This is a genomic window from Faecalicatena orotica, assembly GCF_905197545.1.
Taxonomy (GTDB): Bacteria; Bacillota; Clostridia; order Lachnospirales; family Lachnospiraceae; genus Faecalicatena_A; species Faecalicatena_A orotica.
Genome location: NZ_CAJJZH010000004.1, coordinates 399,096 through 425,272 on the forward strand (window position 1 = coordinate 399,096; position 26,177 = coordinate 425,272).

20 protein-coding genes are annotated in these 26,177 nt (G+C 46.7%); 17 read left to right on the plus strand and 3 right to left on the minus strand.

The annotated features are described in order from the left end of the window. The first annotated feature begins 22 nt into the window (after positions 1-22). The 9 genes from ABIN22_RS11280 to ABIN22_RS11320 all read left to right on the plus strand — a co-directional run bounded on the left by ABIN22_RS11280 (position 23) and on the right by ABIN22_RS11320 (position 14,510). On the plus strand, positions 23-1,411 hold the full coding sequence (locus ABIN22_RS11280; RefSeq protein ID WP_109731525.1) for an MFS transporter: 1,389 nt from the start codon (positions 23-25) through the stop codon (positions 1,409-1,411). Between the two features lie 294 nt (positions 1,412-1,705). Beyond that, positions 1,706-2,059, plus strand: a complete 354-nt coding sequence (locus tag ABIN22_RS11285) for an Hpt domain-containing protein (protein ID WP_109731526.1) — start codon at positions 1,706-1,708, stop codon at positions 2,057-2,059. A gap of 20 nt (positions 2,060-2,079) precedes the next feature. Next, complete coding sequence (locus ABIN22_RS11290) at positions 2,080-4,194, plus strand: diguanylate cyclase domain-containing protein (protein ID WP_346908677.1); 2,115 nt, start codon at positions 2,080-2,082, stop codon at positions 4,192-4,194. Further along, a complete protein-coding gene (locus ABIN22_RS11295) occupies positions 4,155-6,098 on the plus strand; it encodes an extracellular solute-binding protein (protein ID WP_118618384.1) in 1,944 nt (647 codons plus the stop codon). The genes ABIN22_RS11290 and ABIN22_RS11295 overlap by 40 nt, the downstream gene beginning before the upstream one ends. Positions 6,099-6,136: 38 nt before the next feature. Further along, positions 6,137-6,625 carry a hypothetical protein gene (locus ABIN22_RS11300; protein ID WP_346908680.1) on the plus strand — a complete coding sequence of 163 codons (489 nt, stop codon included), beginning with the start codon at positions 6,137-6,139 and terminating at the stop codon, positions 6,623-6,625. 24 nt (positions 6,626-6,649) lie between these two features. After that, positions 6,650-8,683, plus strand: coding sequence for an ATP-binding protein (locus ABIN22_RS11305; RefSeq protein ID WP_346908682.1), 2,034 nt, complete (start codon positions 6,650-6,652; stop codon positions 8,681-8,683). A 64-nt stretch (positions 8,684-8,747) separates the two neighbouring features. Continuing rightward, positions 8,748-10,214 carry a GntR family transcriptional regulator gene (locus tag ABIN22_RS11310; RefSeq protein WP_346908684.1) on the plus strand — a complete coding sequence of 489 codons (1,467 nt, stop codon included), beginning with the start codon at positions 8,748-8,750 and terminating at the stop codon, positions 10,212-10,214. A gap of 25 nt (positions 10,215-10,239) precedes the next feature. After that, positions 10,240-11,793 (plus strand): sensor domain-containing diguanylate cyclase, encoded by a 1,554-nt coding sequence (locus ABIN22_RS11315; RefSeq protein ID WP_346908686.1) that lies wholly within the window; start codon positions 10,240-10,242, stop codon positions 11,791-11,793. An 8-nt stretch (positions 11,794-11,801) separates the two neighbouring features. Further along, on the plus strand, positions 11,802-14,510 hold the full coding sequence (locus ABIN22_RS11320; RefSeq protein WP_346908688.1) for a bifunctional diguanylate cyclase/phosphodiesterase: 2,709 nt from the start codon (positions 11,802-11,804) through the stop codon (positions 14,508-14,510). 97 nt (positions 14,511-14,607) lie between these two features. Here the strand turns inward: ABIN22_RS11320 and ABIN22_RS11325 are convergent, their stop codons facing one another. After that, positions 14,608-15,894, minus strand: coding sequence for a sigma 54-interacting transcriptional regulator (locus ABIN22_RS11325; RefSeq protein ID WP_109731532.1), 1,287 nt, complete (start codon positions 15,892-15,894; stop codon positions 14,608-14,610). A 182-nt stretch (positions 15,895-16,076) separates the two neighbouring features. Between ABIN22_RS11325 and ABIN22_RS11330 the strand changes: the two genes are divergently transcribed. The 8 genes from ABIN22_RS11330 to ABIN22_RS11365 are packed head-to-tail and all read left to right on the plus strand — an operon-like array spanning position 16,077 to position 24,170. Continuing rightward, entirely contained in the window at positions 16,077-17,066 is a 990-nt protein-coding gene (locus ABIN22_RS11330) for an ornithine cyclodeaminase family protein (protein WP_346908690.1), read from the plus strand. 17 nt (positions 17,067-17,083) lie between these two features. Continuing rightward, complete coding sequence (locus ABIN22_RS11335) at positions 17,084-18,496, plus strand: MmgE/PrpD family protein (RefSeq protein ID WP_346908692.1); 1,413 nt, start codon at positions 17,084-17,086, stop codon at positions 18,494-18,496. A 43-nt stretch (positions 18,497-18,539) separates the two neighbouring features. Further along, on the plus strand, positions 18,540-19,595 hold the full coding sequence (locus tag ABIN22_RS11340) for an NAD/NADP octopine/nopaline dehydrogenase family protein (RefSeq protein ID WP_346908694.1): 1,056 nt from the start codon (positions 18,540-18,542) through the stop codon (positions 19,593-19,595). 4 nt (positions 19,596-19,599) lie between these two features. Next, positions 19,600-20,346, plus strand: a complete 747-nt coding sequence (locus ABIN22_RS11345) for a hypothetical protein (protein WP_346908696.1) — start codon at positions 19,600-19,602, stop codon at positions 20,344-20,346. Beyond that, entirely contained in the window at positions 20,339-21,514 is a 1,176-nt protein-coding gene (locus tag ABIN22_RS11350) for a M20 family metallopeptidase (RefSeq protein WP_346908698.1), read from the plus strand. The genes ABIN22_RS11345 and ABIN22_RS11350 overlap by 8 nt, the downstream gene beginning before the upstream one ends. Before the next feature lie 3 nt (positions 21,515-21,517). After that, complete coding sequence (locus tag ABIN22_RS11355; RefSeq protein ID WP_346908700.1) at positions 21,518-22,222, plus strand: DUF5058 family protein; 705 nt, start codon at positions 21,518-21,520, stop codon at positions 22,220-22,222. A gap of 22 nt (positions 22,223-22,244) precedes the next feature. Then, positions 22,245-22,949 (plus strand): hypothetical protein, encoded by a 705-nt coding sequence (locus ABIN22_RS11360; protein ID WP_109731539.1) that lies wholly within the window; start codon positions 22,245-22,247, stop codon positions 22,947-22,949. A gap of 30 nt (positions 22,950-22,979) precedes the next feature. Beyond that, positions 22,980-24,170 carry an amidohydrolase family protein gene (locus ABIN22_RS11365; protein WP_346908702.1) on the plus strand — a complete coding sequence of 397 codons (1,191 nt, stop codon included), beginning with the start codon at positions 22,980-22,982 and terminating at the stop codon, positions 24,168-24,170. Here ABIN22_RS11365 and ABIN22_RS11370 read toward each other — a convergent pair. Further along, on the minus strand, positions 24,161-25,456 hold the full coding sequence (locus ABIN22_RS11370) for a sensor histidine kinase (protein WP_346908704.1): 1,296 nt from the start codon (positions 25,454-25,456) through the stop codon (positions 24,161-24,163). The two genes, ABIN22_RS11365 and ABIN22_RS11370, sit on opposite strands and share 10 nt — an antisense overlap. Then, positions 25,446-26,129: a response regulator transcription factor gene (locus ABIN22_RS11375; RefSeq protein ID WP_346908706.1), complete on the minus strand. Its 684-nt coding sequence runs from the start codon at positions 26,127-26,129 to the stop codon at positions 25,446-25,448. The genes ABIN22_RS11370 and ABIN22_RS11375 overlap by 11 nt, the downstream gene beginning before the upstream one ends. Positions 26,130-26,177: the final 48 nt, after the last annotated feature.

Sequence of the window (26,177 nt, forward strand, 5' to 3'; positions counted from 1 at the left end):
ATGTTAGGAAGCGGAGATAAAGATGAAAGAAAATAATTTGAATGAATATGGCATGGCCCCGTTAACTGCAAAGCACTATTTTGTATATGGTCTGGGAAATTTTGCGTCCCAGTTATCATGGACGATGGTCAGCACTTATCTTTCCATTTTTTATACAGATGTATTCGGTCTGGGAACAGGGGCAGTTGCGTTGTTAATGCTGGTTGCCAAGATCTGGGATGGAATCAATGACCCGATGATGGGAACTCTGATGGAGCGTACACACACGAAATACGGACGATTCAGACCGTACATTTTTGTGGGGGCGATTTTCCTTGTAATATTCACAGTTCTGACGTTTACCGTACCGGGATTTGGCGGACCTGCGAAATTGGCTTATGCTTATATTACATATATCGGCCTGGGTATGTCCTATACAATGACAAATGTGCCGTACACGGCGCTGCCGGTTGTTATGACGCGTGACCCAAAGGAAATTAACAAATTGAATGCAGCACAGATGATGGGTATGACGATCGGCCAGATCGTATTGAACCTCTTTGTACTGAAACTGGTTCTCTGGTTTGGAAAGGGAGACCAGGCCGCAGGGTACCAGGCCACGGCTGTCTTACTGGCGGCTATCGCCCTGCCGATGTTCTGGGCAGTTGCAGTTCTGTCAAAAGAGCGGATTACGGTGAAGAAAGAGAGTCAGGGAAAAGTCAGGGAAGGTCTGAAACTGGTATTTAAAAACAAGAATCTGGTATGTGCGATGCTTTACAGTTTCTTCAATATGTTTGGTATATTGGGACGTATTTCTGTTGCCGTTTACTTCTATTTATATTGCGTACAGAATTTTACATTTGTAACCGTATTTATGATGATGCAGATGATCGTCGGAACCCTGATTATGCCATTTACACCGAAAATTATCGACCGGTTCGGTAAGCGAAATGTAGGGATTCTATCCATGATCATCCAGGGAGGCGCGCTGATTGTCCTGTTCGTAGGCCCGTATGAGAATATTGTGTTTGACTTTGTGATTCTGATCGTTTATGGACTGGGTTATGTGGCAGGACCATGCGGGGCAGGCATGATGGTTGATGCAATCGATGATTTTGATGACAAATATGGATATCGTAATGATGGAATGGCTTTCTCATTCCAGGGCTGTGCAATCAAGGTGGCTACAGCAATCGCGAACTCTCTGTTTTTATTAGTCATGGGAGCTTTCGGATATGCAGGCGGTGTGGAGATGACCCCGCATATCCAGAAGGGAATTAATCTGGCAGCTAACCTGCTTCCGGGTATTGTCTTTTTCATTGGAATTATTCCACTGTTAATCTATAATCTGGACAAACCGGGATACATGGAAGGAGTCAGAAAACGTCTGACTGAAAGGGATAAAGCAAAACATACGATATCAGCAGAATAAAATAATGTGTGGGAAAAGGCAGAAGCGGCGGCTTCTGCCTTTTTATATAATAATCATAAAAATATATACATTACTGATATGAAATAAATAATAACATAGTAATCTTACATAAATCATGAAATCACTTATTTTAGTTGCAAAATAAGGTACTTTACTTTATAATTATTTGGATAAGGAACCAAGATTGGATCCTGCATTTGTCATGCCTGATATCAGGATACTTGTCGGAAATTTATTGGTATTTCACATGCCGGGTATATATTACTCAGTATAATGTGTAGAAAGGAATCATTTATGACAGTCAAAGAAGCCTATGAAAAACTGGGCGGGAATTATGTGGATTTGACATATCGGGTTGGGGAGGATATGCTTTTGCGGCTGATTAGCTTATTAGTCAGGGATGAGAGTTATACAGATATCTGCATGGCGCTGGAGGGAGAGGATTATGAATCTGCTTTTAATGCGGCTCATACTCTGAAAGGAATTGCACTGAACATGGGACTTACAATATTGGCGGAAAAGGCATCTGTACTTACAGAATCTTTACGCAGCAGGGGATATAACAGCAACATTCAGCCATCTTTTGCGGAATTAGAAGAGGTATATAAGGAAACATATACCGTTCTGTCTGAAGTGCTTGATTCTTAGATACCGGGGGGCATTGAACAATGACAAAGAATACAAAAATACTAGTTGCCGATGATTCGGAAATTAACCGGGCCATATTGGCAGATATACTAACTCCGGAGTATGAGGTCCTGGAGGCCTGCGATGGCGAAGAAGCCCTGTATTATCTGAAGAGGTACCATTCTGAAATCGCTCTTGTCCTGCTGGATATTGTGATGCCAAAGCTGGATGGATTTGATGTACTGACAATTATGAACCGTGACGGTATGCTCAATAATATTCCGGTCATTATCGTATCTTCCGAAACATCAGCTGCTTATATTGACCATGCCTATAATCTGGGGGCGGCGGAGTATATCAGCCGTCCGTTCCATAAGATGACCGTACGCCACCGTATTGAGAATACGGTGAAACTTTATGCAAAACAGAAGTATCTGGAGAATATCGTTACAGATCAGATATTAGAGAAGGAAAAAAATAATGTGGTCATGGTTGATATCCTCAGCCACATAGTTGAATTCCGAAACGGCGAAAGCGGCCTCCATGTCCTGCATATCCGTACCATAACCGAACTGCTGCTGCGGCAGCTGCAAAGGACATGCAGCCAGTATCATTTAACACCGGCAAGGATTGCACTTATGACGAATGCCTCAGCCCTCCATGACATCGGGAAGATTTCAATTCCGGGAGAAATCCTGAACAAGCCGGGCAGATTAACGGCAGAAGAATTTGAAATCATAAAGACCCACAGCGTAATCGGGGCCGAGATGCTGGAAGACCTTACCTACTATCAGGATGAAGAACTGGTACAGGTGGCGAGAGACATCTGCCGCTGGCACCACGAGCGGTATGACGGCGGAGGATATCCGGACAGTCTGAAAGGGGAACAGATTCCCATTGCGGCCCAGGTTGTTTCTCTGGCAGACGTATATGATGCCCTGACAAGTGAACGGGTGTATAAGCCGGCTTACTCCCACGAACAGACACTGGAAATGATTTTCAGTGGTGAATGCGGTGTATTTAATCCGGTCCTGCTGGATGCATTAAAAGCAATGGAGGATCATCTGGAAAGCGAGGTAAAACTTCGCTCGGCAGGAAAAATAACAAGGGACCAGATACATGAGTTGACATATGAGGGACTCAATAACTACGGAGTTTCTGACAGGACACTGGATCTTTTGGAACAGGAGAGGACAAAATACCAGTTTTATGCCTCCCTGACCAGAGAGATACAGTTCGAGTATACTTATGGATCTGATACACTGATTATTTCTGAGTGGGGCGCTGCTCAGGCAGGGATACCGGAAAGTGTGCCCCATCCGCGAAATTCTCCCGAATTATTTAAGATATTTGCCGAAGAGGATTTCTGGGACCTGCATTCCCGCCTGAAACAGGTGACGCCGGACAAACCGATCGTCAGTGAGGTTTACCGCCTGACAATCAAAGGGGAGCGACGCTGGTATAAGGCGGTGGTCCGTCCGATCTGGGGGCTGGACGAGAATGCTCCTCCCACAAAGATCATCGGCAAACTGGTTGACAATGATGAGGAACAGAATACACTGGACCAGCTGGCCCTGCAGGCTATGCATGATGATCTGACCGGACTGCTCGGCAAGAATTATGCCCGCAAGGAAATTGAACAGCATCTCGCCTGTTTGAGGAAGAAAAAAGCGGCCCTCATGATTGTAGATCTGGATATATTTAAAAGTGTAAACGACCAGTACGGGCACCTTTACGGAGATAAGATGCTGAAGACTGTTGGATCACGGCTGAAGAAGAGTGTGCGTAATTCAGATGTTGTGGCACGCATCGGCGGGGATGAATTTTTAGTATATGTAGAATACAAAGAGCACATAGGCAGGCTGGCAGAACGTGTCTTCCATACCGTATCAGGGTCTTATGATGGAGTGGATGTGTCAGTCAGCATAGGAATTGCTTTAGCGAAAGAGAACGGTACGACATATGAAGAATTGTTCTTTCATGCAGATCAGGCTCTGTATGCAAGTAAACAGGCCGGAAGAAACCAGTACCGCTTCTATGAGGATTCCATGCAGACAATATTGCTGCCATATCATATGGATTTGGAGACAGGACAGGAAAGAAAGGGTGAAACTTTATGCGCAGCAGAACAAAAAGACGGATTGCAGGAACGCTGAGTATTGCTATTTTATTTGGCCTGCTCACAGGCTGTGCCACACAGGAACCGAAGGAAAAAACAGTCGTAAAGATTCTTTATTTAAGCAACTTTAAAAATGTAGAGAAGCTGGTGGAGTCCACTTATGATGACATAGACCTGCAGGTGGAAATATCACCCTATTCCAGTGAGGAGATCCGGCGGCTGGAGAAAGGGGACGGGCCGGACCTTGTGATAGCCGCGCACCCGGACAGCAATCTGGTGCAGAAATATCTGATGGACTTGAGTGACACGAAGACCAGTGCTGCCTATGACGGTACAATTATGAATGCGCTCAAGCTGGAGGGGAAGACCTATCTCATCCCGTTTCCCGGTGTATACAGCGGATATATCATCAATGAAACACTGTTTGAAGAGGCGGGCCTTGCAGTTCCCACTTCGAATGAGGAACTGGTGGCAGCGCTGTCAGAATTGAAAGAGAAGGGACTTGGTGTCGGCGGGGACCATGCCAATTTTTCCATATATAGTGACTATAATGCGGCGGTAGGGATGTTTTATGTCGGCTGTATGGTTCCCGATTTCCTTGGTACAATGGAAGGTGTGCAGTGGCTGTCTGATTTCAGGGATAAGAAAGCAACTTTTACCGGGGTATGGGAGGAAAGCTTCGTGCTGTCGGATACGCTGGCAGCAGAGGGGCTGATGGATCCAACAGCGATTTCACGACAGCGTAATACAGTACTCTGCCGGCGCAGACTGGGGAACGGAACTCTTGCCGCTGCATTTGGTGACTCTGCCTTGTACTATGAATGTGTTGCAGAAAATAAAAAAGCGGTGGAAGAAGGTACGTCTAAAGAGTATTCCTACCGTATGCTCCCCCTTTTCAGCGAGGAAGGGAATGAACCGTGGTTCCTGTTTGCACCCTCCGCACTCATAGGAATCAATAATGCCATCAGTGAAGAAAAAGAGGACGCCTGCAAACGCGTTTTAGCTATACTTTCTACGCCTGAAGGACAGGAAGCGCTGAATCAGGATCTGGGAACGGGTATATCCTGTCTGCTAGATTATGAGCAGACAGAAGCTGGAATTCCGGCAGGTGTGGGAGAGTATGTAGAATCAGGTTATATTTATAATGTACTGTTTCCAAGCAAGACTGTGGAATATCTGGGGGGCTGTGCCCGGGAAGTGCTGGCCGGCAAAAAGACGGTGGGAGAAGCACTTAAGGAGGTTGACAAGTCTTACTATGAAGGCACGGCGGAGTCAGGATATGATTTTACTGTTGTAGGTAAGATGGATCACGATCTTCTGTTGGAAAATTTTAATGCAAGGCGCGGGGAAACAGAACTTGGCAATTTCATTGCGGACTGTGCCCTGGATGCTTCCGGCGCCCAGGCCGCGGTAATCAATGGAGGCGGAATCCGGGCCAGCTTTTATGAAGGGGTGGTATATGGCGGGGACCTCTCCGCAGTATGTCCCTTTGATAATAAGATTATTGTGCTGGAAATGAAGGGGCAGACTGTGTGGGATATGCTGGAAAAAGGGCTGGAAACCTGTAGTGATGAGTTTCCTGGCGGAAGTTTTCTGCAAATTTCAGGACTTCAGTATAATTTTGACAGCAGCAGACCGTCCGGCAGCAGGCTGGTAAGCGTAAAGATGCCGGATGGCTCAGATCTTGATCCGGACGGGGAATATCAAGTTGCAGTGAATGACTATATGGCAGGAAAAGGCAGTTATGCTGAAGGAAACGGCGACGGGTTTACGATGCTGAATTACTACGATGACGATACCCCGAAGGGCAGTGTGACACTGGTAAAAGATACAGGGCTGTTTTACCGGGATGCAATGGCATTGTATTTCGAGAAACACGGCGATGCCGCTGTTGATGTCCGGATTGAAGGAAGAATCTGCGATTTAGCACAGGACAAATAAATTATTTACGATGCAGAAAGGATGGAGTCCCATTGAGAATGCAACATAAAAGAAAGAAAGAATATAGGACGCTTATTTTTATCTCTGCGCTGATTCTTATGGTTTCTTTCCTATGCCTGTTTGCGTCTGCTGTATTTAGTAAAGAAACGGAACGTACCGTGACGAATATCAGTGAGATTTACCTGAAGGAAATGACTGTGCAGATCAGCAGCCATTTCCGGACAAATCTGGAAAGCCAGTTTTCCCAAATCCGCACCATTGCGTCTTCTGTATCAGAATACGATCTGGAGGATGAAGAAAGTCTTAGGAATTTTTTGAAAAAGGCCCAGATAGACAATGACTTTACGCATATTGCACTGGTAACGGATAAAGGGATTGCCTATTCTCCGAAAGATACGGTTCCCGTGATATCAAAAATATCGGCACTGGACCAATTAATAAACGGCTCCAAAAGGCTGGTTTCTGTGAACGAAAATATATGGGAGAGCAATACACTTCTTTTGGGGACCTCTATCAACCCCATGTAGTTCGGGGATGAAAAACTCGTTGCTGTGATTACTGGGATCCACACCGCCAATATCGGGGCGAAACTTGGGATGGACAGTGAGAAAGAGACAGATTCCTATACAGATATTATAACCAGAGAAGGAGATTTTGTGCTCAAAAGCGCTTTCTCCCGGACAGGTTCATATGGTACGAATCTTTTTACAATTTATGAGCAGGAGGCTGTTTTCGACAAGGGTTTTGACATGGAGTCTTTTCATGCTGCGGTAGATGCGGGGGAAAGCGGTATGACACTGCTGAGTGTCGGGGAAAATCATGAGTACCTTTATTATATGCCTCTTCCGGGAACGGAATGGTACGTCGTTACAAGTATGGCGTATCAGACGGTGAACGACCAGATTGCATATTTAAGCCATCTGATGCTTTTAGTGGGGATAGGGATATTTTCAGCGATTCTGATTACAATTATCACGTTTTTCTTACTATTGCGGCGCAATGAAAAGCGCAGTAGTGCACTCGTGCTTATGGAAAAGGAACGGGCTGAGAAGGCAAACAGGGCAAAAAGCGACTTCCTGTCCCAGATGTCACATGAGATCAGAACACCGCTCAACGGTATTATCGGCATGACCGAAGTTGGAAAGAGCCATATTGGGGAACCGGAGCGTATCCGTACCTGTTTTGAGAAGATCACCCTTTCTTCCAGGCACCTGCTTGCTCTGGTCAACGATATCCTTGACATGGCTAAAATCGAAAGTGGAAAGATTGAACTGCATCGAGAAAAATTTGATCTGGGACAGCTTTTGCGGGCATTGACAACGGTATTTTATGTGCAGGCGAAGAGTAAAAAAATCTCTTATAAGATATACATGAGGGGAGAACTGGAAGAATTCCTGATCGGCGACGAACTCCGCCTCAACCAGATTCTGACCAACCTGCTCTCAAATGCAATGAAATTTACGCCTGAAAATGGCTGTGTGAGTCTGACTGCCGAGGAACTGCGTCGTGAAGCGGGAGTTTTATGGCTCAGGTTTGAGGTCCGCGATACCGGCCGGGGGATTACTCCGGAGAATATAGAACGTATATTTGAGACATTTACACAAGAAAACAGTGGAATTTCCCGCCAGTATGGTGGGACCGGACTGGGCCTTCCTATTACGAAGAACTTTGTGGAGATGATGGGCGGCACCATAACAGTATCCAGTCAGGCCGGTTCAGGCAGTACTTTCCGGGTGGACCTGCCGTTCACCTGTGCACAGGAAATGCAGGAAATCGATGGAGAAGCATGTGGAACTGGCCAGCATGTCCTGATTATCAACAGGGATAAAAAGCGGGAAACCCATCTGGCCAGTGTTCTTAAGAAAGAGGGATTTTCAGTCCGCCCGGTGGATGTCAGGGAGAAAGGCAGCATACAGCAAGCGGTAAAGAGCGGAGGACCTTATTCATTATGTATTATAGAACTGGATTATTGTGACGAGATGAAGCTTATGGCGGATATGATCCGAAAGGAATCCCCAGATACGGAGCTTAAAATAGTCGCAGCGGGATTTGACCAGGATGAGCTGGATGATGTGGCAAGGCAGTGCCGGATTGATGCAACTCTGTGCAGGCCTGCATTTCACCGGGATATCGTACAGCTCATGAAAAAACTCGGCGGTGAAGAGCAGTCCCTTCCGGCAAAGGAGGAGCCTGATATATTAAATAGTGTCAGGGTACTGGTTGTAGAAGATAATGAAATTAATCTGTACATTGTAGTAGAATTGCTTGAAAATGCAGGCGCTGTTGTCACAACGGCCCAGAATGGCCAGGAGGCTGTTGATATATTTTCAGGATCAGATGAAGGCGAGTATCAGTTGGTTTTAATGGATGTACAGATGCCTGTTATGGATGGATACAGGGCAACACGCGCAATCCGGGGACTTTCCCGCTCTGATGCAGCAAGCGTTATCATTATTGCAATGACGGCCAACTCATTTCAGGAAGACATCCGTAAATGTCTGGATGTTGGTATGAATGCACATATTGCAAAGCCTTTCGTTATGGAGGATGTCTGCCGCACATATGCGGAGGCACTGGTTGATTAATCAAAAAAAGAATGATATCATTTGACACATATAAAGTGGAAGAATAGGAAAGGTGATTATCATTTTGAATTACGATAGCATGAAATATGAGCGGGTTTTCCAGATATTGAAAAATAAAATTGAGTGTGGCTTATTGCCGGCAGGTTCGAGCCTTCCGTCACGGCAGGTCCTGAGCAGGGAATTTCAAACTTCGGAGAAAACAATCCGGCATGCACTTGCAAAGCTGGAGGAAGAGGGCCTGATTCAGACACAGCAGAGAAAGAGGCCCGTTGTGAGCAGGGGGAATGCCCATGAACATCAGGTAACAAAGCTTGCGATGAAGAAAATTGATACTACGATTACAAACGACCTCCTGAAGACCGGTGTGCTGCTGTGTTACCCGGTGATAAAAAACGGGATTGCGCTGTGTGAGCAGGAGGACCTGAAAATACCCCGCAGGATTCTGGAAAATATAGATGTTGAAAACGGGGAAGAGTTCTGGGTACAGACGAAACGCTTTTTAAGATTTTTTATAGCACGCAATGAAAATAATCTGAGTCTGAGCACGGTAGACAGTCTGGGGCTTGAAGACCTGAAACCAATGAAAGACACGGCTGAAATCAGGAGCCGGCTTTATAAACAGCTGGATGATTTTTTGCAGATCATAGAGCGGGGGGAACCATCGGAAAGTGCTTATTTCGACGACCTGTCTGAACTGTACGGACTTACATATGCAAAACAGCCCGCATTTCGTGTTCCGGTCGATTCTGCTGTTATTTTCGGAAGGGAAGATCTGGAAAAACCTCTGGCGGGCGCCGAATTGAGGTATTCAGCAGTGTACATGGATCTGCTCAGCCTGATTGCAATGGGGCGCTACCTGCCGGGGGATAAACTGCCCTCCCATCTGGAATTGCAGAAAATTTATAATGTCAGTGTGGATACAACCTCAAAGGCAATACAGCTGATGCAGGAATGGGGAATTGTAAAAACGGTCCGCGGCAATGGAATCTACGTGGAGATGGATCTGGCTGAACTGAAGAAGATCCAGATTCCGGCAGATCTAATTGCTTACCATGTCCGGCGCTATCTGGACAGTTTGGAATTACTTGTCTTAACCATTGAAGGGGCGGCAGCCTGCGCGGTTCCGAATATCAGGCAGGAAGAAATAGCAAAAGTAAAAGAAAAAATGGACCAGTTGTGGAATGAAGAATACCTGTACGAGCGTACTCCGGCCATATTGCTGGACTTCATAACAGAGCATCTGAGAATCAATGCATTTCAGGCAATCTATAAACTGCTGCAGAGGAACTTTAGGATTGGACGCAGTATTCCGGCCCTGCTTGATACGAATAAAACGCCTGTTAACACGAGAATTCACGAGCAATGTGTGGAAGCACTGGATACACTTAGTGAAGGCAGCCAGGAAGTTTTTCCAGGGAAGGCATACCTGCTGTTTGAGGACATCCGCAGCTTAGTTATTCAGGAATGTAAAAGACTGGGATACTATGAGGCTGCGATGGAAGTTTATGATGGAAGCTCGCTATGGAAGTAGGGTGAAAGGGGATCCGGTATAAGAAATGAAACGAAAGAAAAACAATGGCAAAGGTGGTCAGTGGGAGGTATCGTTTTTCCCGATTATACGTTATAATGTGATATTTTGTGTATTAGTTATGGTTTTCATCATGGCGGGGGGAGCTATACTCTCTGCCGGCCGTATGAAGTCAGACGCAAAAGCCGCATTAAGCAGTGCTCAGGCACAAATATCACAGAGAGTTACCGGTGCAGTTGACCTGTTAGAAGCTCTTGCAAGTTTTCCGGATTTTAATGATCCTGAGACAGAGCCTATCGTTAAAGTGAAGAGACTGGATCAGATGAGCCCCTATTTTGGTTTTATGATGATGTGTTATGTAGATGAGGATATTCTGGTTTATTCTGATGGGGCTGAACCGGCCAGCCTTGCAAGCAGGGACTATATGCAGCGCCTGTTTTCCACAGGGCAGCGGCAGGTTACAGACAGTTTTGCGGCAGGTGCGGACGGCGAGACTCTGAACTATACAGTGGCAGTCCCCCTGACTGATCAGGGGGGCAATATAACAGGCGCCCTCTTTTCTGCCATTTACTTTGATGAAGTAGTCCAGATATTGGAAGAGTCGGCAGGGAAAGTGAATGCTAATGCGACTCTGTTAGGATCTCAGGGACAGGTTATGTCCTCTACCACGGACCTGTCTTACGGTGACCCGGTAATGGAGGCACTTCGGGACGATAAACTGCTGGGCACAACATCAGATAAACTGGAAGAGAAACTGCTTGCCGCACAGACCGGAGGGTACTGGAGCATCCATGGCGGGGACCTCTGTTATACGGCTTATCAGCGTGTAGACAACACAAACTGGGACATCTTATGCTCAGTCAGCTTTGGCGATGTATTTTTTCAAATACTACCTTCTCTGCTGTTTGTAGTGTGTCTGGCGGTATTTGCCTGTATCATTCTGCTGCTGTTCCTGAAGCGTTATATAGAAAAACAGATGCAGGTTGTAAAAATGCTGGTGCAGTCGATGGAAGAACTGGAAAAAAGGGTTTATCAGAATGAACGGCCCGAAAATGTTGATTTTAATGAAATTCTCCGCCTGACCAGTGACGGCCTCTCAGACAGCCTGACCGGCGTGGTTACGCGTACCGTGTTTCTAAATAAAGCGGAAGCGCAATTGAAAAATGCAGATCCGAAGCTGGTAAAAGCCCTGTTTTTTGTGGATATGGATAACCTGAAATACATCAATGATACATGTGGGCATGACAGCGGTGATATTGCGCTGAAAAGTGTGGGATACATTCTCAGGGAGTACGAGAAGAAGTATGACGGTGTGGTAGGGCGCTATGGCGGGGATGAGTTTGTCATGCTTCTGACCAGTCTGGATGATGAAAAAGAATTGCGTGATGTTCTCGATGGGCTGATCCTGCGTCTCCAGTCTAAAATTCCGTCCGGAGGTCAGAATATTCCGGTACAGTGCAGTATAGGCGTGTCGGTATACCAGCCGGGGATTGAGCTGGAACGTATGATTTTCGAAGCAGATGAGGCTCTCTACCATGTGAAGCAAAATGGTAAAGGATACTATCATATTCACCAGAATTGAGGATTAGGATGAAGAAGTATAGCAGAAAGCGGATTCTTTCTTTTGCCGGTGTGCTGTTGTTTATTTTTGCCGTGGTCACAGTACTAGGAATGTATTTGCGCAGCGAAATGATCAGTATACGGCAAAGGGAAGCCAAGAATATTTTATATCATTATAATGACAAGATTATATTGCAGCTGCAGGGAACCATGAATGAGGCGGACTCTCTGGCACAAATGGCCCTTGTGTCAGGCGGCAAAGAAACGGAATGGTTCAATCTTGCGTCGGAACCACTTTTAAAGCGGGAAGAGGTGTGCTTTGTCGGCCTTTTTGAGGGAGATACCCTTGTAAGTGCGCTGCCGGAAGAGGAGTGTGCTGAATTGGTCGGGCGGGACCTGAAGGATTTTTCCTATGCCTATACACTTGCTAAAGTAGTCGGAGAGCTGGTTGTGGAAGGGCCAAGTGCGCTGGAGATTGGTTCGGAACAGCAAAAAGTGTTTCTGTTCCTGCAGCCTTTTCTGGATAACGGGGCTTATAAGGGGGAGGCTGTCGTAGCTCTGAATTGGGATTATGTACAGGAAAAGCTGGCTCTGGACAGCTTATCCGCCCAGGGATATGATTATGAACTCTGGAGGGTAGAACCGCAGAAAGGTGCCAAGGAAGTCATTGCAAGTACAGGGGATAATGTTGATTTTTCAGAGGCAGAAAAGATTACCTTCTATCTGCCCAGCCAATGGAATCTCAGCATCCAGCCTGACAACGGCTGGATGAGCCCGGTGCAGAAAAGAGGCCTTGCGGCGGTATGTGCGGTGCTTACAGGTCTCCTGATGGTGCTGGCTTATCTGGTTTACCGGCATTTTGACAGGGAACGCATCCTGAAAAGACTCGAATTAATGGATGAAGCTACGGGACTTTATAATCAGAAAGGATTCACTAAGGAGCTGGACAGATGGCTTTCTGGCGGACGCATTCCTGTCATACTGTTTTATTTTTCCATAGAAGGTTACAGCCAGGCAGCCAGACTGATCGGAACGAAAGAAGAGTCTGCTTTTCTAAAAAGCATTCCCGGACGTCTGGATGAGTATATCCGCAGCCCGTATCTGGCAGGATATCTGGGTTCAGGAAATTTCATTCTTGCTGTCCGTGATGAAATGAGCGGGACAGAGCAGGAAGAATTTGCAAAAGGACTGTCTCTGGAACTCCTGCTGAAGGTCCGTATCGGGGCTGAGAAGAACTTCCTTCTGGCCCGTTATCAATATGCGTCCTGCCAGGCAGGAAAAGGACGGGCAGGGATAGAAATGGAAGCACTGTTTCATGCCTATTATGACGAGATAAGAAAGGAATCCCCTATACGGATGATGACTGAAAAATGCGAGCAGCTCATTGAGGGGAAAGACGATGTCATATTTGACGAGTACACAGACCTCGATATGATGGAACTGTCCAAGACCTTTAACCGTTACCACAAACAGGTGGAACAGCTGGCTTACTTTGATCCGGTGTTCAACGTCGGCAACCGGTCGAAATATTTCAGGGATACAGATATGCTGATTTCCTATGATCCTAAGAGATCGTTCAGTCTTTTCTGTATTGATATCTGTAATTTCAGCCAGTATAACGAACTATTTAGTGCGGATGTGGGTGATGACATACTGCATGAAGTACTGAGGCGCATGTCAAGGACTTTTGGTTCATACCTGTATCGTATTAACGGTGATGTCTTTCTGGGAGTTTCACTTTCCAAGGAGAAAACGGACTCTTTTGCGGAACATCTCCATGAGACACTGACACGCCCTGTCATGGCTGGAAATTTGTCTATCCCCCTGCAGATCCGCCTTGTTGTCTGTCAGTATCCGTTATATGGGGGAACGCCCGGTGTTCTGCTTGAACGGATTCAGTCGGCCATGAGCTTTTCTAAAACGTCAGGCAGAAATATTGTGATCTATAATACGGAACTGGACGATATGGTGCGCACAGAGGCAGATATTTTACACCGGCTGCGTATAGCAATCCAGCAGCGGACATTGGAAGTGTGGTATCAGCCGCTGATGTATCTGGAAACAGACAGCTATCAGGCAGCCGAGGCGCTTGTCCGCCTTCGGGACGGCAAGGGTGGCTATTTTTCTGCATTTCAGGTCATATCGCTTGCCGAACGCAATGGAATGGTGGAAGAACTTGGCGATTATGTACTGGCCCACGCCTGCTCCTTTATGCGGGACTATGGTGAATCGCTGGGGCTTAACCGCATGAGTATCAACCTGTCTGTGCAGCAGCTTCTGATTGGGAACAGCGCAGAGCACCTGCTGCAGCTGATCCATGCATCCCATGTTGATCCACGGCGGATTACGCTGGAGATCACCGAGAGCGTTCTGATCCAGTCCATTGACCGTGCGGCTGATACATTGGAACGGCTGCGCCGGGAAGGGATTAATATCGCTCTGGATGATTTCGGGGTAGGCTACAGCAGCCTTAACTATTTATCAAATCTTCCTGTGAACATTGTCAAAATCGACCGTTCACTGACACAGCAGATACTGACAAATAAAAAACAGTATGCGCTGCTGAAATCTATTGTAGAGATGTCACGGGTGAATGACCTGATGGTGGTAGCCGAGGGTGTGGAAAATAAAGAGGAACAAAAACTGATTTCTTCCGCAGGTGTGCATTATATACAGGGATATTATTATGCAAAGCCGATGCCGGAGGAGAAATTTATAAAACATTTGAAAGAAAGATAAAAGACTGCGGATAATAGGTACAGCCATAGCTAAAAAGCGGGCAGGCCCTTCATGAATGAGGGGACCTGCCCATTTTGTATGGAGTTACGGACTTGTTTTATGCCACTAAATATTTATCCAATATATCCTGAAGTGTGTAATTATACCGTATCACAATCGGAATATCCCTAAGAAGTGTATCTAATATTTTACTGCTCCCGCCGACTGTGAAGAGGGAGAGTGCAATATTCTGGTTCAGATTGCTAAACTCAATTTCCAGATGTTCTTTATGCTGCAGCAGGTGTTTATAATAGGCATTTGCGCAGGTCAGGCATATATCAGTAGAAAGCTGCCCGATGTTATTTGGACAGTCATAATGTACAAACGTACTGATAATCTTGCGGTCTATCCGTATTTCTTTCTTCAGATTGACAGCCTCCCTCCAGAAAAAGAATAAAACAAGCCGCAGGCGTTCTGCGACAGAGCGTTCCGCCAGAGAGGGGAGCTTGATCTGCACCGGAATCCTGCGGAGAAAGGTACTGAGCATCGCACTCTGGGGGCTTTCAGTCGTGGCGCAGATCAGGAGGACATCCGCATGTCTTGTCCTTGTCGTCTCTCCGAGGCGCCGGAAAATCCCTTTGTCCATAAGCAGGAATAGTTTTTCCTGCCCTTCCGGGTTCAGGCGGTGGATTTCGTCAAGGAAAAGTATGCTTTTATCAGCCAATTCAACAAGTCCCGGTTTATCAGAATCGGCTCCGGTAAATGCCCCTTTTGAATGACCAAACAACTGCGACATGACGAGCTGCGGGTTCTCCGCATAACTGGCACAATTATAAGTAATCAGGGTAGCGAACGGTGAGATACGTCCGCTTTTTTTTGCGAAATCGAACATGGAATTCGCAAAATGGCTCTTACCAACTCCGGTCGGCCCGGTAAGCAGTGTATCGAGTCCGTGGGGAGGATACAAAATAGCCGCTTTTGCCTGTTCAATATGGGCGCTTAAACTTCCTCTGCATCCGACTAAAGAATCGAAATCAGACAGCACGGATGCATCGAGACAGCTGTCCCCATTCTGCCCTTCAGATAATGGGGAGGGGGGATCCAGAAAATCGCAGAAAGCATCCATTGAAGAGAATTCATATGTAGGAAGCTGCCTGCCTAACAGTTCTTCTAACACAGAAATACTAAAATAGATAACAGGACGGCCTTTGATACGCATGACAAGTCCGTCGGAAAAAAGGCGGCCAAGCTCCATACTTATATTATTCGGACTGATTCCTGTTTTCTCTGAAAGAGAACTGATATGCAGGGATTCTATATTCATCTCCGGGTTTTTGGGGGAAAACTGTGCAGTCGCTTCCAGCACTGCCTGATAAATCTTTTCTTTCCTGGTATATTGCTTCATTAGTATCAGCCACCTTTGATATTAATATCATTTTATAATACTGATTATAAATCCGTAAAAATGAGTTGTCAATTTAAAAGAAAAAAACGCCATATTTATAAGGAAAAATTAAGTTAAGAGAAAAGTTGGCACAAAGATTGCTATATAGATTAATAAGAATAAAAAGAAAGGAAATAAAAGTTATGAGTTATCCAATTAAGGTAAGAATGATTTCTAAAACAGAAGTAGAAAACCTGGTATCTCCTAAAGACGTTCTGGAGGCGGTAGACGCTACCTTTCAGGCTCTGGGGAACGGGCGGATATTCCATCCGGTAAAAGAGCCGATCTGGATGGGGAAGGAAAATGCAAACATGCTGATTGCAATGCCTGCACATCTGAAAGAAAAAAACATCGTAGGGATGAAATGGGTGAATATGTACACCTACCAACAGGAGGGGATCCCCTCATCCTATGGGAACCTTCTGATTCTGAGCCATGAAGAGAATGGCCAGCCATATGCAATTATCGAGGCGACCGCGATTACTACGATGCGTACGGCGGGAGGGCACGGAGTCGTTGCCGCACAGTATCTTGCGAAGAAGTCTTCAGAGATACTGGCTGTAGTCGGATGCGGGGCAGAAGGAATAGCGGGAATTAAAAGCTTTCTGTATGCTTTCCCCGGGTTAAAAGAATTACGTGTATGTGACAGGAATCCGGCCGCTTTGGAGAATGTAAAAGAACAGTTTGGAAGCCAGATAAAAATCACAGCATGGGAGAATGCAGAAGACGCCGTCAGACCGGCAGATATTGTTCTGCTTGTGACAACGGCGAGAAAACCGGTTGTCATGTTTGACTGGCTGAAGAAAGGCTGCTTTGTATCCGGCCTGTACTCCTTCAACGACCTTGATCCGGAATGTTCCAGAAGGGCGGATAAATGGTTCCTCGGCTCAAAGGATACGGATTACCACCAGATTATCAAAGCACCGTATCTTGCACCGTACAACCTGAGCATGGAAAACGTAACAGGAGACCTTGGGGAAGTGGCTGCAGGAAAATGTGCGGGGAGAGAAAACGATGACGAGATCATTGTGTATACACACATGGGGATGGGTGCCCTTGATATAGCAGTGGGTGATATCATTTACCGTCGGGCGGAAGAACAGAATATAGGGAAAGTAATTGATTTATCATAAGAGGAGGAAATGGAAAAATGGGAAGAAAGTATTTTGCAGCGAATGCAACAGATTACACACAAAAGCTGGCTGATTATGCGGTAGATTTGAAGTTCGGGGATATTCCCGCCGAGGTAATTGAAAGGGCCAAAATGCTGACCCTGCACACTTTGGGTGTTGCGCTGGCAGCAAAACCAATCGAACTGTCAGACGCAGCCATAAAAGTGGCAGAGGCTGCCAATGGAGGAAAGGGAGGAGAGGCTTCTGTCTGGCTTGGCGGTGATAAATTATCTATGGCCAGCGCTGCATTTGCGAACGGGACATTATCTGACATGCTGGACTGGGAAGACTGTGCATGGGCCGGACATCCGAATTCCGGGGCAATCCCGGCGGCGATGGCGGTTGCCGAGGGGCTGAAAAAGGACGGAAAAGCTTACCTTGAGGCAGTGGTAGCTGCACTTGAGGTTTACCAAAGGGTTTCTATGGCAGTACAGCCGGCAGATGATTTCGACCACAATGAAGGGTGGGCTATAGCTAACTGGCAGATATTCGCGGCATCCACGCCTGCGGCAAAGCTGATGGGATTAACAAAACAGGAGATGAACCAGACCTTTGGTGCAAGCGTCCTGTTTGCGAAAATGCCTTCGAACCTCCAGCAGGCGACCATGAGCAACGCTTACCACTATGAATACGGAATTACGGCGCAGAACGGGATTCTTGCGGCAATGTGCGCTAAAAATGGTGTGGCTAACCTGATGGACTGCTTTGATATTCCCAATGCATATTGTGAACAGCTTACAAAAGCAGTAGACAGGACATGGCTGGACCGCAGTCTGGATGACAGGTTCTATATGATGGATATTCTCGTGAAGCACTGGCCTGCAAATATGTGGGTGCAGACTCCTGTCGAATTAGTGGATTTGCTTGTGAAAGAGAATAACATCCATGCAGATGATATTGCAGAAATCGTGGTAAACCCTCCGACACAATACCGCATGCATTTCTATGAGGAAGGATTTGAAAGCCTGATGGAGGCACAGTTCAGTATTCCTTATGTTATTGCAGCGATGCTTCTGGATCCTAAGCCGGGCCCGAACTGGTATACACCGGAGATGTTTAAAGATCCTAAGTTAATAGAACATGCCAAAAAAGTAAAGGCAGGACCGGATAAAGAAGATACTCTGCTGGAATGTTTCCATATCTACCAGAATGGCAGCCACCCGGAGAAAACGGTCACGATTACAATGAAAGACGGCACCGTGTATGAGAAGACACAGAGAACGCATAAAGGACATCCGCTGGATATGCTTACATTAGATGAGTTCTGTGATTTATTCCGCAGAGAAGCTTCCTTTACACTGACTCCAGAGCGGACGGAGGAAATCATTGACTTTGTTCTGAACCTTGAAAATGTAGATGATATGTCAAAGATTCATGAGCTGCTGGTATAGACGTCTAAAGAAAATGGATCTGACAATATAAGGAGGGAAGCTCATGAAAAGAATTACTGTAATGGGAGGCGGCGGAACCGGAATTATGATGGCAGCCGATTTGTCTCTCAAAGGACATGATGTTACTTTGTTTGAGGTTAAAGAACATGCGGCCGGAATTGAAGAGATAAAAGAACGGGGATACATAGAGGTTACCGGGAATGCGGCCAATGGAAAAGCGGTTATACATACGATTACGACGGATATTGCGGAAGCAATGAAGAACCCGGAATATATCCTGATCGGAGCTATGGCACAGCGGCAGGAAGAGTTTATGGATTTAGCGGTTCCTTATCTGAAAGACGGGACAGTTGTCTGCTTCTCGGCCGGAAACTGCGCCTCTGTCATACTGAAGAATAAGATAGGGGACAAGGATGTGTTAGTGGGGGAAATGCAGGGAAATATTTATCCGTGCCGTTTGCTTCCGGACGGAAAACTGATTAGTGCATTCCCATACAAGGAAAAAGGGATGGCGGCATTTCCGGCACGGGATAATGATAAGTTTATCGAAGCAATGAATCAGGTTTACCCGTGCCATCCCGTGAAGAATGTATTTGAAGCGGCATTAAACTCCCCCAATACTTCTATCCATCTTGCAGGAAGCATACTGGGAATCACCAAGATGGAGACGATGGAGGATTTCCGCCTCTACAGGGACGGTCTTTGTCCTTCCGTTGCGTCACTTATCCGTGGCGTGGAAGAGGAAAAGGCACTGGTGATGGAAAAAATGGGCTATGAGATGGGCCGGGCTGTCGGGCAGATAGAAGCCCTCATGGAATATGACAGGCACCCGGAGCTGGAAATATTCAGGGGGCTGGAAGGCCCGACGAGTGTCCATCACCGGTATATTACAGAAGATGCATATGCAGGGAACAGCCTGCTTTTATCTCTGGCAAAAGAGTATGGCATCGAAACACCGCTGTGTGAGGGCCTGCTTGCCATTGCATCGTCACTCAATGAGACACCCTTCTACCAATTAGGGAGGACTGCTGCATATTTCGGTTTAAGTGGGATGGAGCCGGAGGAAATCAACAGATATCTTGAGACAGGAGAAAAATAACTATATGGAAAAGAGCAGGAAAAAGTATGTAGTAGGAGTGATCAATGTCAGGAATACGAAAAGTTCGGTGATGGAAGAAGAGTTTGCTGTCGGATTTCCTGATAACGTGGAAATCGTTATGGCTTATGCGCCGTTGGAACTTGTCTCCTACGATGGTCTGATGGGGTTTTTGGATGCACTCCCGGGTGCATTGGATCAATTTATAGACAAAGACCCGGATATCATCATTGTACCCAGTCTCACGGGAAGTGCGATAAAGGGCTATGAAATTGTAAATATACTGGAACAGCGAAGCGGCCGTCCGGTCATTGTGCCTGCTCTTGAGACAAAGAAATGTTTCAAAACGCTTGGAATCAGGCAGATCGCAATCGTTTCGGCATTTGGCGTGGAATTAGGGCTTCTGGAGCAGTTATTCTTCCGTAACCATGATATTGAAGTTATGAATCTTATTAACATTTTTGACGAGCCTAGTGATGACAGACTGCGAATTGACCAGGTTGACAGCGCCCTGATTCTTGAAAAGGCAAGAAAGGAGGATTTCAGGGGGGCACAGGCAGTCTTTTTCGACAGTCCCACCTACAAGCTGCGGCCTATTATAGAGGAATTGAAGTCTTTGATAAAGCTGCCGCTATTTTCGGTGAACCAGATTATCATTTATTCCGCATTGAAAAGGCTGGGGCTTCCGGCAGACCACCTGCCGATTGCCGAATATTACAGGGAAGAAGAGGAAAGGAGGCAGAGCCGTGTATAAGAAAGAGAAAATAACGGAAGTAATTGAGAGGAACAGAGAGGAAATCACGGAGCTTTGTGAGTACATTTTTGAGAATCCGGAATTGGGATTTCACGAATACAAAGCAAGTGCTGCATTGAAGGATTTTCTTGAGAAACATGGGTTTACAGTAGAGATGGGTGTGGCAGGGCTTGAGACTGCGTTTCGTGCAGAGAGAAAAGGAAAAGGGCAGGGACCAACAGTCGGATTTCTCTGCGAATATGACGCACTTCCAAACGGGCATTCCTGCGGACATAATATTATCGCAACCTCTGCGGTGATGGCAGGCGCAGGGCTTGCGGAAGCTATGGGGGAATATGATGGGAATGTCGTTGTGCTTGGGACACCTTCGGAGGAAGGAAGCGGGGGCGGAAAAGAGCTCCTCTACCAGGCAGGGGTCATGGATGATATCGACTGCGCCATGATGTTCCATCCGGGTAATAAGACTGTGATCAATGATATTCTGCTTGCAATCAGCGCTTATTCGTTTACCTTCCACGGCCGGGCAGCCCATGCAGGAGCCTGTCCGGAAAAAGGCATCAGTGCTGTCGAGGCCGTGATACAGATGTTCAACAATGTAAACGGGATGCGCGTAACCGTAAAACCGGACACAAGAATCCACGGGATTATAAAACAGGGCGGTGTAGTGACAAACGTGATTCCGGACCTCACGGAAGCGCAGTTTGGAATCCGGGCGAAGACGAAGGAGGAATTAGAGGAACTGGTAGAACGTGTAAAAAACTGTGCCAGAGGCGCTGCACTTTCTACAGGGTGTACGGTGGACATCCGGGAGATCGGTATTTCTTACATGAATTTGAAAAATAGTGAAGTACTTCTTCAGCTGGCTGAAAAAAATATGGCGGATATGGGGGAACAAATCGATGTAAGAAATGCATCAGAAGGCCTTGGGTCCAGTGATGTCGGGAATATTTCACACAGAATCCCGACCTTCCAGATCATGATTGGAGTTGGAAGCCCGGCAATCCCGCACTCAGAAGCATTTGCAGAAGCCTGCGGGGGAAAACGAGGTGCAGATATTGCAGTCAGGGCGGCAACGGCACTGGCGATGACAGGAATGGATTTATTTAACAAACCAGAACTTATTGAAAAAGCAAAAGAAGAACTATTAAAGGATAAAGAGGAGGAATAAAGTATGAAGACAATGGATTTAACTCAATTGAACAGCCCGCTTATGTGGCTGGGATGCGGACTGCCGGTGTTATTCTTATTGTTTCTGGCCGGAAGGACATGGAAGAAGTCCTATAAAACAGGACAGGAGATAGGGCTGGAGCAAAGCCAGCTAAAGGCTGCGATCAAAACAAGTGCAATTACGGCAATCGGACCGTCTATCGCCTGCCTCGCAGGAATGTTTGCCGTCATGGCAATCATGGGGGGCCCGGTGGCATTCATGCGGCTGTCCTTTGTAGGAAATTCCATGTTCGAACTGATGGCGGCAGGATTTGGTGCAGGAGCAACGGGGATTCAGGTCGGTGTTGATAAGATGACGGAGAATGGATTCATGGCCGCACTCCTTGTTATGATTTTAGGTTCTATTCCCTGGGTACTGTTTGGAACATTTGCTTCTGATAAGATGGACAAGATCCAGAATAAAATTGTAAAAAAAGTTGGAAGGTCCATATTACCTGTTATTTCAACAGGAGCCCTGCTTGGTGCGCTTGGCGCAAACAACGCAACCTACCTGACGGCAATAGATAAGACAACCGTATCCTGTCTGTTAGGTGCAGCAATCATGGCAGCAGCGTGCATCATTGCCAAAACAAAAAACATCAAATGGCTTTCACAATGGAACCTGACAATCGCGATTTTCCCGGCAATGATTATCACGGCACTTTTGTAGAATAGAAAGGAAGGGTAAAAATATGTTAAAACCAGAAGAGGTAAGAGAGGATATTTATCAGAACAGTTACTTAAAAGGAATCCATAAAAGCGGTAAAATAGGCAACTATATCTGTGTTGTTTTCTGCTTTATCCCTGCGATTCTTGTTGCCCTTGTATATGGGATCGAAATCCCCTGGGCGGCAGTACTGACAGGATGGCTTTCCATCGCAAGTGCGATCGGGGTTGTATGGTTTGTAGAACCGATTTCCAATTTCCCGATTGTAGGTTCGGCGGGAACTTACATCAATGTTGTTGCAGGAAATACATCGAATATGCGTGTGCCCTGTGCGGTTATGGCACAGAAAGAAGCAGGGGTAGAGCAGGGGACGCCGGAAGGCTCCATCATTTCAACACTTGGCATTTGTACGTCTGTGTTTGTTAATGTGCCCGTACTGGCAGTCGGAGCAATCCTCAGCAGCGTTATTATGAGTTATCTCCCTCAGGGAGTGCTGGATGCATTTAACTATCTGCTGCCCGCACTCTTCGGAGCCGTATTTGTACAGTTTGCTATGACAAAGCCGAAGATCGTACCGGTTGCATTACTGCTCGGGATTTCATTCTGTTTCATGGTAAAGAAGGGCGTATTCAGCTTCCTCGGCCCAAACCCGAGCTATGTGACATCACTCGTCGGAACATTCGGAACAATTGCGTTTGCTCTCTGGATGTATAAAAAAGGAAAAATCTGATTCTGAGAAACAAAACAGGAGGGATTCTGTATGATCATTGCAGCAGATAAAATTGTGACCGGAGACGGTGCAACCGTTTTAGAAGATTCCGCTGTCCGCATAGATGAGGGCGGGAGAATAGGGAAGATTGGAACATGTTCAGCAGTAAAGACAGCATATCCGGGAGAAGAAGTGATTTCATATCCGGGAAGTACGCTGCTTCCGGGGCTGATTGATTTACACGCACACTTGGGGCATTGGGGATACAGGCCGGCGCCCCAGGTGCAGAATGATTACATGATGGCATATATCACCCAAAAGTATGCACAGGATGCATTTAAACGCGGCGTGACAACACTTCGGGACGTAGGTTCTCCGGAAGGGGTGTGCATGACGATGAAAGAGGCATCCAGAATGGGATTTTTCAAAATTCCGAGGATGGAATACTGCGGCAGCGCACTGTGCATTACGGGAGGGCACGGGAGCTCATTTGGGCTGGGAGAAGGCGTGGAAGAGACTGACGGTATTATCGCACTTCAAAGGGCAATCAGGACCCGGATCAAGCATGGCAGCAAATGGATCAAAATCATGACAAGCCACCGGTCAGACCTCTGCGAGTACAGTCAGGAAGAACTGGATGCGGCGGTCAGGGAATGCCACAGGCTGGGGGCTAAGATAACCGTGCACTCCGGGACACAGCCTTCCATTGGTATGTGTATCAAGGCCGGATTTGATACGATTGAACATGCAACATTTGTTACGAGGGAACAGATACAGGAGATGGCCGGTAAGAAAATTGCGTGGACCCCGACGATCCTCCCCTATACAGTCATTTATGAGAATCTGGAAAAGAAGTACGAAAATATAGAAGAAAAACCGAGAGAGTATTACTATTGCAAGGCGGCGGCCGATATGTATAAAGATCATTTTAAAGAGTATTATGACATTGGGGTGCTCGTAGGCGCCGGGACGGATAATATTACGGCAGCCGGACGGACAGATACCTTTGTCGCAAAGGAACTTGCATATATGACAGAATATGGTCTTACGCCTCTTGAGGCAATCCAGACAGGGACTATGAATGGCGCAAAGGTCCTTGGCATGGAAGACCAGGTAGGACAGGTGAAGGAAGGTCTGTACGCAGACCTGCTGATTGTAAACGGAGATGCGTCAAAAGATATCCGTGCACTTGAAAATGTCAATACAGTATATCTAAACGGCGAAACAGTATATCATACATAAAATTCGACGGTAAAGGTACTCCCGCCCCCGTCCGTATCCTCCACCTTCAGCCTGGCCCCCTGAACCCTGGCAAGTTCCGAAGCGATAGAGAGACCCAGTCCAAAGTGCTCTTTCTTACTCCGGGACTTGTCGCCACGGTAGAAGCGGTCAAAAATACGGCCTTTTTCTTCTTCCGGTATCCCGGCTCCGTAATCAACTACGGAGACAGAAACACGGCCCTGCAAGGTTTCTGCTTTTAGTAAAATCTTCGGATACCTGCTGTTTTCAAGCCCGTAAGCAGCCGCATTATCCAACAGGATGGTGAAGATCTGCAGGCAGAGTGCCGGGTCCGCTTTTATCCGGGGCAGGACCATATCCGGGAGCTCGAGCAGCAGGCTGCTGTTCTTTGCATGGAAGACAGGTTCATACAGCTCCAGAAGATGCAGGAGTAATTCGTCGATTTCTACGTTTTCTTTCTGTATTGTCAGGTGGTTGGAATCCATATTCGCAAGAAGCAAAAGATTCTTAACCAGGGAACTGCCCCGGTCACACTCTTTTTGTATGACGGACAATAGCCGCGGCATTTCTAGGGGGGCATCCGTAATGGCTGCAGCATTTGCCTGAATGACGGCAAGCGGGGAGCGTAATTCATGGGAGGCCGCTGACACAAAGTCCTGCTGTTTCTGATAACTTTCCTCCAAGGGTGCTGAGGCACGGCGGACAAAACGCCTTCCGGCCAGATAGAGCAGGAAGACTCCAATGCAGTCTGCCAACAGAAACAAAAGCCCCATAATCAGGATGCGGAAATGTTCCCCGCTTTCATCGGATAAGAGGATTAGCTTTTTATAACCGGAATCTGTGCGGATAACCAGCACATTGCCAAGCCATGTATCATGGTGCTGTCCTTTTGTACGAAAGACAGAGCTTTGTAACGTGTTTGAGGAGACTGGCAGGGAATCCTCATAGATTCCTTCTTTTTCGGCCTGTCTGCCAGCCTGTTCCAGCAGAAAATCCCGGTTCTTGGTGGTTTCATACGTACCGGGGAAGAACAGGGGGGTCCCGTTTTCTTCGATATAAATAATCAGTTCATTTCGCGTTTCCATTTCTGCCAGATAGGAATCGGTAACCGTATTATCTGTCTGCAGTCTGGAAGTCAGCGTAAACAGATGATTCTGGAACAGCGACTGCCGTTTGTTTTCCAGCGATACCAGTGAAAAAAGAAACGTAAGAACAACAATCAGGGTCAGAATCAGGCCCGTACTTAACGTATATAAAAATATCAGGTTTTTCTTAAACTCACGAAACATGTGGTCCCTCCAGACGGTAGCCCAGGCCGTGCATGGTTGATATAACCGTCTCGCTGTGCAATGTCTTCAGATGTTTTCTCAGGAAATAAATATAAGTGTCTAAATTCCCGTCTTCTACTGCAGTATCCGCGCCCCAGATCCGCAGGAATATCTGTTCCCTTGTCAGTGTCTTTTCGGGATTGCGTAAAAAGTATTCCATCAGCAGGGCAGCCCGGCCGGAGAGCCGCAGTTCCAGCCCGTTGCACTTCAGAATCCGGGTATCCGGTGTAAAAGAAAGATCGCTAAAAGCAAGGTCCTGATGCTCGGAAAGGATGGCCGGGCGTCGGGAAAGAGCGCGGATTCGCGCCATCAGTTCTTCAATCGCATAAGGTTTGACCAGATAATCATCGGCACCGCAGTCCAGCCCGTCGATCCGGTCGTTTACAGTATCTAACGCGGTAGTCAGGATTACCGGGACCGTGATATGGTTCTGGCGTATGGCGCGCAGGATGGACAGCCCGTCAATCTCAGGAAGCATCCTGTCCAGCAGGATCAGTTCGTACGAGCCGTTCAGGGCATGGTATAAAGCATCACTTCCCTTATGGCAGCAGTCAGAAGAATGGTTTCTGGCTTTTAGCTGAAGCCTAAGGGCATCGCAGAGTTCTTTGTCGTCTTCTATGATCAAAATGTGCATAATTAGTCCCCCTCGTCCTGTAATAAAAACATTATAGCAGATAAATCT